10 protein-coding genes are annotated in these 10,564 nt (G+C 62.5%); 3 read left to right on the forward strand and 7 right to left on the reverse strand.

The window, feature by feature from the left end; translation table 11 throughout:
• Positions 1-412: 412 nt before the first annotated feature.
• On the reverse strand, positions 413-631 hold the full coding sequence (locus tag AOK17_RS49150; protein ID WP_079053461.1) for a DUF397 domain-containing protein: 219 nt from the start codon (positions 629-631) through the stop codon (positions 413-415).
• Positions 628-1,476, reverse strand: coding sequence for a helix-turn-helix domain-containing protein (locus AOK17_RS35435; protein WP_055616700.1), 849 nt, complete (start codon positions 1,474-1,476; stop codon positions 628-630). Before AOK17_RS35435 ends, AOK17_RS49150 begins: the two co-directional genes overlap by 4 nt.
• 230 nt (positions 1,477-1,706) lie before the next feature.
• Here AOK17_RS35435 and AOK17_RS35440 point away from each other — a divergent pair, with 230 nt between their 5' ends.
• The 3 genes from AOK17_RS35440 to AOK17_RS49155 all read left to right on the forward strand — a co-directional run bounded on the left by AOK17_RS35440 (position 1,707) and on the right by AOK17_RS49155 (position 4,637).
• Positions 1,707-2,357 (forward strand): ATP-binding protein, encoded by a 651-nt coding sequence (locus tag AOK17_RS35440; RefSeq protein WP_055616701.1) that lies wholly within the window; start codon positions 1,707-1,709, stop codon positions 2,355-2,357.
• 79 nt (positions 2,358-2,436) lie between these two features.
• Complete coding sequence (locus tag AOK17_RS35445) at positions 2,437-3,453, forward strand: DNA cytosine methyltransferase (protein WP_055616702.1); 1,017 nt, start codon at positions 2,437-2,439, stop codon at positions 3,451-3,453.
• A gap of 11 nt (positions 3,454-3,464) precedes the next feature.
• Positions 3,465-4,637 carry a DNA cytosine methyltransferase gene (locus AOK17_RS49155; protein ID WP_079053462.1) on the forward strand — a complete coding sequence of 391 codons (1,173 nt, stop codon included), beginning with the start codon at positions 3,465-3,467 and terminating at the stop codon, positions 4,635-4,637.
• On the opposite strand, the gene AOK17_RS49160 is transcribed toward AOK17_RS49155, so the two are convergent.
• The 5 genes from AOK17_RS49160 to AOK17_RS54105 form a co-directional block, all read right to left on the reverse strand.
• A complete protein-coding gene (locus AOK17_RS49160; RefSeq protein ID WP_245697568.1) occupies positions 4,627-5,526 on the reverse strand; it encodes a DUF6339 family protein in 900 nt (299 codons plus the stop codon). The two genes, AOK17_RS49155 and AOK17_RS49160, sit on opposite strands and share 11 nt — an antisense overlap.
• Positions 5,523-6,497, reverse strand: a complete 975-nt coding sequence (locus AOK17_RS35455) for a hypothetical protein (protein ID WP_063997340.1) — start codon at positions 6,495-6,497, stop codon at positions 5,523-5,525. The genes AOK17_RS49160 and AOK17_RS35455 overlap by 4 nt, the downstream gene beginning before the upstream one ends.
• Positions 6,494-8,563, reverse strand: coding sequence for a helix-turn-helix transcriptional regulator (locus AOK17_RS35460; protein ID WP_055616705.1), 2,070 nt, complete (start codon positions 8,561-8,563; stop codon positions 6,494-6,496). Before AOK17_RS35460 ends, AOK17_RS35455 begins: the two co-directional genes overlap by 4 nt.
• A gap of 1,116 nt (positions 8,564-9,679) precedes the next feature.
• Entirely contained in the window at positions 9,680-10,084 is a 405-nt protein-coding gene (locus tag AOK17_RS49165; protein WP_079053463.1) for a very short patch repair endonuclease, read from the reverse strand.
• A 431-nt stretch (positions 10,085-10,515) separates the two neighbouring features.
• A partial coding sequence (locus AOK17_RS54105) for an SEC-C metal-binding domain-containing protein (RefSeq protein WP_157881464.1) occupies positions 10,516-10,564 on the reverse strand: 49 nt, incomplete at its 5' end.

Consider the following 10,564-nt stretch of genomic DNA (forward strand, 5'->3'; position numbering starts at 1 on the left):
CCCCCAAACCAACCGACGCGCCCCCCAACCCGGGGACCCCACTTTTCCGAGCCGCCCGCTCGCTTCTACCCCGTGATTCCGTGGGCCGAGTCAAGGGTGAAGCGAAGCGAAATCGCCGCAGGCGACGGCCGAAGGCCGCCCTTTACACGGCCCACGGAATCACGACACTAAAAAAGAAGCGGGCGGCCCCACGGCACCTTCGAAGCCCGGGCTCACGAACGCCCCCTACCACCCGAGCATTGGCTCGACCAAGCCATCAAGACACCGCCAACCCACGCATTTGCGTATGCCGACAGGTCACCGTTCCAAGTCCACACGTGTCACGGCTCCGAGTCTGTGCGAGCCGGCGGCACCACATCACGCCGGGTGGATTCCCTCGCCAGATTCTGCCGAGCATGTTCGTGGAAGCTGTTCAGAGCGACCCGGGACCATCGCCATCCAAGGCCCGTATGAAGGCCCGCCAGGCGTGAAGGTGAATCGTGAGCACGGGGCCACGAGCGTTCTTGGAGTCACGTACGAAGGCTCCGTCGACGGAGTGGGCGCACTCGACACACTCACCGCCCGCACCATTGCTGTAGGAGGACTTGAACCACGAGGAAGGGGCCTCAGGAACAGATCGCGCAATGCTCATCCTGCATATTCCTTAAGAACGGACTTGATCAGCTGGGCGGAGCGCTGAGGGCTCAGGGCGGCGGCTCTCAAGCCGTCGAAGGCCCGGGTGTACTCACGCACATGATGCTCCCCTTCCAGGTAGACGGCATCGGTGATGCCGTCCCGATACACGATGTCCGGGTCTTCCTGGTCGGGGAAGCCGAGCATGGTGAACGATCCCGTGGCCGGGTAGGTGCCTGAGTCGAACGGGAGCACCTGCAGGGTGACGCTCGGCAACTCCGCCGACTCCAGGACGCGTTCGAGCTGCTCTCTCATCAACGCCCGCTCCCCGATGACATTGCGGAGGGAGCCTTCGTTCACGACGAACCAGGCATCCGGGGCCTCGGGCCGCGTCAGCATGGCTTGGCGCTCCATGCGTACGCGCACCGCCCGATCGATGTCCTGGGCGGGCAGATGCGCTCCGGTCCTGTGGAGTTGGCCGGCATACGCCGGGGTCTGCATGAGCCCCGGGAGCAGCTCGCACTGATACTGGCGGAACGTGGAGGCCTCCTGCTCCAGGCCGATGTAGATGGAGAACCACTGGGGCACACCAGATCCGTGCTCCTGCCACCAGCCGCGCGTCTTGGCCTGCCTCGCGAGCGACTTCAGGAACTCGCGCAGATCGTCGCCGGTCTCGTAGAAGCGGCACAGCGCATCGATGTCGGACGGCTGGACCCTGCCGCTTCCCGTCTCCATTCGATTGACCTTGGAGCCGCTCCAGTCCAGTGCCGCACCGACTTGGGCGCAGGTGAGGGCGTTCGCCTCGCGCAGCTTCTTCAGCTCGATCGAGAGACGACGACGGCGTGCCGTCGGTGAACCTGCCATTCCCAACACCCTTCTCGGTAACCGGCGTTCAGTCTCGTGCCAAGGGGCAGGCTTGCCAATCACTCGGAAGTGGGAATCCCGCCGTGCACATTGCACGACGGGATGCGCGGGCGCCATCCTGGCAAGCAACGCCACTCACTGTGAGCGTTCGTGACACTCCGCCGAGCATCCGGTGCCGGCGGCGGCGACGGCGAGCGACGAGAGGGGACCCGGTGATTCAGGAAGCGTGCATGTCCCGGAAGCCATGGGACTTGGCCTTCACGGCCGAACCCGAGGAGGTGGCAGCCCTGCGCCGCATCATGCGGCTCCACCTGGGGGTCTGGGGCCTGCACGACGTCACCGACGAGGCTCAACTCTGCGTCAGTGAACTCGTGTCCAACGTCATTGCGCATGTTGGTCTCGGCACCCCGGTCACGCTCGCCGTCTCTGTACGCGGCACCTACCTGCGTATCGAAGTCCATGACCCCGATACCCGCGCGCTCCCCACCCTCCTCGACGCGGGCTCCGACTCCGAGGGGGGACGAGGCATGGCCCTCGTCGATGCAATCGCAGACCGCTGGGGTGTCCAACTCTGCGCCGACCGGAAGGTGACCTGGTGCGAGCTGGCCACAGGGCTGTCGTCCACGAACGGACACTGCGGTGGCGCGCGCGTGATGAGAGCCGAGGCCATGCTCGGGCTGTACGGGGCTGCTCAACTGCCACGCACGGCAACCCCGAGCACGCTGAGCCTCGCCGTCGCGGAGGAGGCTGCGATTGATGTGATCGCAGACCTCCTCCACTGGCTGCGCGCTCATGGCTGTGATCCGGAGGACGCACTAGATCGGGCGCAGACCCACTTTGAAGCGGAGGCCATGGAGGATCCTTGGCGGTGTCTCGGGTAACCAGGCGACCTCAATTCCCTGCCGTGGCGGCACCTCTTGGCGTACGTTATGAAATACCTGTCGCCGACGAAGGAGCCGAATGCCCTCCTCGACCTCTCTCAGCTCTCTGGAGATCTGCGCCGGCGCGGGTGGTCTTGCGCTCGGGTTGGAGGCGGCGGGGTTTTCGCCAGCCGCCCTTGTGGATACTGACGAGAAGGCACTCGCGACGCTGTTCGCCAATCGGCCTGAGTGGACCCTCGTAGAGGAGGACCTCAACACCTTCGACCCAAAGCACTACCCGGAGGTATACGACGTGGACCTGTTGTCTGCCGGTACGCCCCGAGTGAAGTCGATCGCGACGATCAACCGCAAGGATGATCAGTCCGAGAGGCGGCTGGTCAAGGCTGCCCTCTATCTGGTCGGGGCAGTCAGACCGCGCGCGGTACTCGTGGAGAATGTTCGGGGATTGGTCGACAAGGACGACTTCGCTGATGTGCGGAGGGAAATCGAAGACGAGTTGCAGCACCTTGGCTTCCGAATCTTCAAGAATGTCCTAAACGCCAAGGACTTTGGAGTTGCTCAGAGCCGAGAGCACGGCTTCTTTGTCGCGTTGCGAGAGCCGTATGCAGACGCCTTCGTCTGGCCGGCCCCGTCTCCCGGGCCGTCGCCGCAGGTTGGTGAAGTGCTCTATGCGTCCATGGCCAGTCGAGGTTGGCCGCACGCGCGAGCCTGGGCACAACAGGCGAAGATCGTGGCGCCTACCTTGGTCGGCGGTTCGGACAAGCGAGGTGGCCCGGATCTCGGTCCTGAGCGGGCCAAGGCGATCTGGCAGACGATCGGTATCAACGGTGGCACGCTCGCCGACGAACCACCAGGGCCGAGGGATGGGTGGGCGCAAGGAGGCGAGAGGAACGAGTTGCCTGCCTTGACCCTGGCACAGGCAGCCCTGCTCCAGGGGTTCCCGTCGCATTGGCAGATCGCTGGTAAGAAGACGCGAGGCTACCGACAGGTGGGGCAGGCGGTTCCCCCGCCTCTCGCTACCGCAGTCGGGCGGCAAATCGCTGCCGCTCTCGACATCGCTGGGTCCGGTTCGCCGCAGCCGCGGGCCGCTGGCTAAGATCTGGCCACATGAACGCCACCCAACGCACCGACCCCATCAACATCGTTGATCTCTTCGCCGGATGTGGTGGCTTCACTCAAGGGTTCCATGAGTTCAGGCCAAACGGCTCAGGTTCTCCAGTCTTTCGCACGGTGGCAGCAGTGGAGCATGACATCGCCGCTGCCTCCACTTATGCCTTGAATTTTGCGGACGAAGCGGGCGGTGTCGACCACATTCATGCGAAGGACATCGAGGACTGGGAGCCGGACGCGCACGAGATTCAGGCGGAAGTGATTCTCGGCGGGCCTCCTTGCCAGGGCTTCTCCGGACTGGGAAAAGAAGATAAGAGTGATCCGCGTAATAAACTCTGGCAAGAGTATGCCCGGGTTGTCAATGCCATCAAGCCCAAGATTTTTGTTGTCGAGAATGTTGACCGATTCCTGTTGTCGCCGGAATTTGCATTGCTGCATGAGGCCACAGAAAAGCCCGACGGTATGCTCCGTGACTATATGCTAGTCCAGCATTCGGTTCTGAATTCTGCAGACTACGGAGTCCCTCAGGCCAGGCGTCGGGTAATTGTCGTCGCGGTGCGTCGAGACCTCAAGAATCTAGCCGGATTGGAATATCCGGCTCCGAGTCACGCCAAGAATGCCGATGATTTCATTCCTGGCGCTGGACTCGATAAGTGGGTTTCGGTTGGTCCTGCGGTATTTAGTCACACTCCTGCCGAGACGCTCACGACGGAACTGCCAGAGGGGACGTGTGAGCCGCTCAAAATCACCCTACCCGGTGCGTTTCTGACGACAGACTTGCATTTCGGCCGTAACCCGACTGACCTCTCCAAGAAGCGCTACAGGGCAATTCCGGAGGGGGGTAACCGTCACAACCTTCCGCCGGAACTCTCCACGGAGAGGTGGCTGGCGCACACGAGTGGGTCTCATGATGTAATGGGCCGCATGTATTGGGACCGGCCGTCTGTAACCATCAGGACCGAGTTCTACAAGCCGGAAAAGGGGCGTTATCTCCATCCGCGAGAGCACCGTCCAATCACCCATTACGAAGCTGCCCTAATTCAGGGATTTCCGTCCACCTTCAAGTGGAGCGGCAGTAAGATCCAAATCGGCCGACAGATCGGCAATGCCGTGCCTGTTGGACTTGCCAAGGCAGTGGCGGGAATGGTGTACAGAGCGCTTAGGGATTGATCGTACGGTCGGCATCCCCCTCGGTCCCTTTGCCTCGAACTGGCGCTGTCTCGAAGAGGTTTTCGAACCATTCGGCCAGTCGTTGGACCGAGCGAAACGGGACGCTGCCGTCAACAGGCCCCTGGGGGAGGCTGTTCGGATTCCACAAAGGATCCGACTCGACGGCGTCGATCCACTGTTGCAGAGCGTCATAGTCCCTGGGCTCGTCGGGAGCGATCACTTCATAGACCAATGTGCTGCCTGCTGCTCCGGCGGCTTTGACAAGGCCGTTCACATCGCGTCCCGTGCGTACGGCGCCTTTCTCGAGAAGCTCCACCAAGGCCTGAGCAGACGGTCGATGGTGGTTCATGTCCAGACGCAGCGCCGTGTTGAGTACGTCCTGATTGCTACATGCAGCGACCACGGGGCGGTAGTCCTCGCCATCGCGGAAGAGTTCTGCTGTCCACCACAGACGTGAGAAGCACTGGATGTCCCAGCGTCCGCTGAACCGAGCTGCTTGGCCCACGACCACTCGGCCATCCTTCTCCTGTCCCCAGCGCCACCGGACATAGTCCGGTGCCACCCGGAGCGCGATGAAGTTCCACAGCCCTGAATCCGTTGCCTCGGCACGAGTCAATCGCAAGGTGTAGTGCAACCGGGGGGCAAGCCAAGCATCAGAGGTCGTGGGGCGCTCGTTCGTGAACCGTTCCATAGCTTCTTCTACAAGTGTGCGCACCTCCTCGGCACTCCATCGAGCTGAATCGTCCGGAGGGGCGGTCGAGTTGCTGATCAGCGTTGCCTGTGGCAAAGGTGAGCCGTTTACCACGCTGGGAGTCAGCACTTTACTGGCGACAGAGTCCGAGAGCCTGCCCAGCGTCTCAGGTATTTCGAACTTGCTATCCTCCGTCACGCGATCTCCCTTTTGTTTGCCATGCGTCGCAGGTCCCGCAAAGCGGTCGTCAGCTTTCTGGGCTTGCGCGACTGAACTCCGGAACCGTGCATGATCCGGCGTTGAAGGTCACTCCCGTTCTCGCCCTCTGTACGGGCTTCCACCAATTCAATCAGTGCATCCTCGGGCGAGAGGTCGGGGTACAGGTCGGGGATCATTTTCCTTAGCACATCCTCGTGCCACCCACCGGGCCACTGTGGCTCACCGTCGAGCACGTCACACGCGTAAACAGCCGCGTTGAACATGGCGCTCCATGCTTCGGACGCCACCTGAGATGCCATTATCTCTCGAACGAGCTTTTGTTCGACGGTCGAGGCGTTCTCTAGTACGCCCCGGAGTCCGTCCACCGAGGAATTAAGGAGAAGCACAGGTTCGCCGGCTTCGGAGTCGACCAACCACGGGTCGTCGCGGTATTCCTTGAGATGGTCGTGCTCGGCGAAGTCGATCCAGCGCATCTTCATCGAGCGCTCAGGGGCGGGCACCTTGGCTTCGAAGTCCACATCCCAGGCTGCATCGGAGGCACCGATGAGCCTGCCCTCCACGTCCTCGACCGTCGCCACAATGCTCGCGGTCAACTGGCTGCGGCCGACATGCTCTTCACGTCTCAGCTCGACGTCGCCAACCCAGGTGCCCTCGTCTTGGGGATGCAACGGGAACGCGTGATAGACGTTGGTCCGCCGGTTGGTAACCACGGCGACGCATTGTGGAACCTTCCATGGTCCAGAGGAAAGCTCTGCACCATCCGCGCTTACGGACACCCTGAGGCGTACCTCGGTCCATCTCTCGTTGGTTTCCTCAAGGTCTTGAAGAGCTACGACCTGAGCTCTGTCGTTGATCCGCTCCAGCCTGATGGGCCTGTTGTCGACGGAGAGCTTCTCGACTCGTAGGGTGACGTCACCACTGAGCACTTGATAGGGGAATACTGTCCTCACGAGAGTTCCTCCTTGGCACGCCGTACATCGACCATCACCTGGGACATGGCCGCCGACACAGGGTGGCTGGAAGCATCGGTAATCCCGCGGAACTTTCCTTGAGTCGCGCCATCGCGGAAGGCTAGGTTGCCATGTGGCGTCAAAGCGCAGCCATCAAGTGGGAACAACTTGCTCCATCCGACGCTCAGGGGGCCCGCAGAGCGGGTAAGGAACCTCGGCACAGCTGCGAGGACCCATGGCTCGTCACGTTTGGGCAACTTCACCGTGACTGTCACATCCCAAGCGCCTGTGTCATCGATCGCGCCCTCGATCGCCTTCACGATGGGGAAGCCCTGACTCCGCGTCACCTTGGGCGGATCGAGCCGGAGCAAGTCGCGCAGCACCTCCGGACCTTCGTCCTGGGAGGCTTCATCCTGTTGTCCGCGCAGGACTTCCCGTACCTTCTGCTCCGCCGTCTTCTTGAAGTCCATGATCTTTTGGCGGGCGCCGCGCTCGTACGTCGCGGTGAGATCCTCGGTGCCGAGCCAGTCATTGTGGTCGGGGGGCTCGGCGGTGCGCAGGAATTGCTCGGCAGCCACGGCGTCGGGTGCCAAACTTCGGGTTGCCGCGCCGGCCAGAAGGACGGCTTGGAACGGGCGATGTCCCAGAGGAAGGTCACCGACTCGCTTGTACTTCACGACCATTCGCGTCGCACGCATGTAGGCAATGCAGTCGGGCTGTTCGTCTTCACCAGAAGGAGTGAGGAGCAGTACCGCTTCATGCACCCCGGGATCCTCGGAGGTCATGTCGTCTTTGCGGCGGCGCAACTCCAAGGGCACTGTGGTTTGTAGAACCTGGTTGCGGTCCGTGAGCTCTTCGACCGTGTCTCCATCAAGGAATGCCTGCACAGCCCGGGAGCGCGCGGGTTCGTGCACGTGCGGATCGATGACTTCCTCGGTCTTCACAGGTTCGCCGTTCCGGAATGCTGCAACCGAGGCGCGCAGTTTCGCTCCCTCCTGCATTCCCCCGACCATGGAGGCCCAGAAGTTGCGCGCGAGACTCTTCACCAAGCGGTCGTGCATGTCCTCCAAGTCCTCGGTCTCGCCGGAGCCGTCATAGGCGCCGACGACGAGGAAGGACGTACCGGGGGCGGAGTCGTTGCGCTCCAAGTAGAGAGACTCTGCCGCCCGCTTCTCGCCCCACCAGGACTGCGCGGTGTTCTGGCGTCCAGGAGCGGCGGTGCCGAACCAGCCGGGGCCAGCGTATTCCACACCATCGAGCGTGTGCCATGGCAGTTCGAGTCGGCCGGCCATGCGGCGCTCTGTACGCCCACCTTCAGGTTCCGACAGCGTGCTGTTCACCAGAACCAGGCCGAATCGACTGGCCGCCCACAGTGCGGCCTTCCCCAGGCCGAAGGATCCGCCTTGTGCGCCCGCCTTCCCGCTGTCCAGGGTCCGTCGGACAACGCGTGCGAAACGTCCGTCGTCGAATTCCGGGCCGGTGAGGCCGGTGGCGTTGAAGTCGTCCACACGCAGCAGAATGAGCCGCTGGGTACGCTCCAACTCCTGGAGGCCGTCCCGCAGTACACGACCGACCTTCTGGCGGACGTCGGCCGCGGCATTGATGTGCTCCTCGATCGACTCCCAGCCGAGAGCATCCATGAAGTCCCGCAGGTGATGACCAGTCAACTCGTGAAGCGTGTGTCTGGCGACTACCGGTTCGGACCCTGGAAGCTGCTCATCCAGGCTGTTCTGAGTTGCCTCCCGCGCCAGGACCTCCAGGCTCGGCGAGAAGGCGAAGGTAGCCGTATTGCCACCTTCTCGGCCACCGTCTTCTGGAGCTACTCGGAAGATCCACTTCACGTCACCGGAAGGTGCCACCGGGGTCCGGCGACTGACAGCGTCTTCAACCTCGACGCCCAAGGCCGCGGCGATGGCGGCGATCTTTTCGTACCGTGGCTCTGAGCGGCCATTGACCCACCCGGTCACGGCTGCGCCCGTGACTCCCGTCAACTGCGCGAGCGTTTTTTGGCTCATCCCACGCTCCACCAACATGTCGCTGAGCCAGGCACTGAAGTCTTTCATCATCACCCTCGTTCTACGTCAAGCTCGAAAGTTAATTGATCTCGCCGCACTTAACATTCCTTAACTTCATTTGGACATATGGTGCATATAGCTACCTCGTGTCGCCTGGGTGGGGTTGTGGGGGCGATGCTAACAGTTCAACTGGCCTTGCATCGAACGTAATTCGCACCGATCAAGCGTGCGATGCGTGCGGTCGATGGTGCTACGCTGCATGCCACCCGCTGCTTCTGCGGGCTTCGACTCGTCCTCATGTTGTCCAGTACGCCCGGTGATACGCGTGCGGTTCCCCTCGCCCCCTCCTTCGTTGGAGAAGGTGAGTCGCTGCTCGCGATCGGGTGTCGTTTTGTCAGGGTGCGTCCTTAATTTCCTGTTCCCGTAGGTGTGCTTTGCGGGAGATGCTCGATACTCGCCCCGTGCGCCGCCTGGCGACTCCCGGGTGACTCAACCGTCGCGGCTGCGCTGCCTACTGCTGCGGCTTGTCCTGCTCGTCATTGTCCGAGCAATCTTGGAATCATGGAGGTTCTGTGCATCCGAACCGGCGCGAGGTGTTCGCTGAGATCCCCGCGGACACGCCCTGTTCTGTGGAGTTCGTCGTCAATGGATCGGCAACTGCGGTCAAGGTCACTTTTGGGGCGGAGGAGATCAATTTCGGTGTCAGTGACGTCGCTGGCGATGCCGACGACGGTCGCCACGGGGGCCCGGTTGATGTGTAGGTGGCATCTACAGCCTGGGTGCGTTCGCGATCGCTAACGACTCCCTCGGTGTCGAGAGAGTGCTCCTTGCGTCAAAATGGTCTGACATCAAGGCTTTTAGGATGATTGGCGCATCGGTGGGGATGTCGATGAGGTGTCACTTGTTGCGAATAGCAAGTGCGTTGCCTGGCGGTTCGGTGATGAAGCGGTAGTGGCACCATGGTCGATGGTTTGCCACCTTTGTGACCTTGGTTGGAATCCCAGCCAGCGCCAAGTTCCTTATATATTGGAGGAGTTGGGTGCGTGCCCGGCGTCGACCTGCTCCTTCTTCATTGGAGCAATATCGGAAACCCGATGGGGTGCGGTTGAAGCAGTCGAGCCGCGAGGCGAGGCAGCCTTGATGGTGTGACGCGGGTGGCCGCTGTCTCTATGCGTGATTGCTGGGGCGGTAACCAGGCTTCGCTGTAGCTTCCCTGGCCCGGGTGACGGACTGGGCGACTTCTGCAGGACCCTCGTGCTCCCAGAAGCGCAGAACAGTCCATCCTTCGGCTTTCAGATGCTGAGTTGTTTCGCGGTCGCGCGCCATGTTCTTGTCGAGCTTGGCACGCCACCAATCGGCGTTCGCTTTGGGTTGCGTCGCGTGCTCAGGGCAGCCGTGCCAGAAGCAGCCGTCCATGAAGATCGCGATCTTTGCCTTGGGGAAGACGATATCGATCGTGCGACGGGGCATGCCGGGCACCGGGACGTTCACTCGGTAGCGCATTCCCGCGGCGTGCAGGAGCCGTCGGACCGCGACCTCCGGCGCAGTGTCTCGGGAGCCCTGACGGCTCATGCGGGCGGAGACGGCGGGGGAGGACGGGACAGCAGCATCAGGCACGGAGGCATTGTGCCGGCGCTGACGAGGGGGCTGTGCGGGGTTGCCTGTTACCGGGGCATGTCGTGCAGCATCGAGGCGGAACTGACTCAACCCCCTGACACCACGACGACGCTGAGCCGGCCGGTCGGGTCGTAGGGGGAGGACGACCGGTGCGCGGTGGTCGCGGAGTGCCGTGGTTTGCAGCGCCCCCGTGGCCGGTCAGAAGGCCGCGAAGAGGAGCGCGACTGCGGGCCGGGGTTGGTTCGCGTCGGGCTCCTCCGGGCAGGCGGTTTGGGGAGCCCGACGGTTTGGTCGGGCACTCGCTGGTCTGTCGGTCCGGTCAACTGGTTGGCGCTGACGGTCTGTTCAGGTGGACCGGTCACGTGAGTTGTCGCGTGAGCTGTTGCTCAGGCAGCGTCTCCGTGGCACTCCCCATACCCCCGCCCAGACCCACAC

It is taken from the genome of Streptomyces phaeochromogenes (genome assembly GCF_001418655.1).
Lineage (GTDB): Bacteria > Actinomycetota > Actinomycetes > Streptomycetales > Streptomycetaceae > Streptomyces > Streptomyces phaeochromogenes.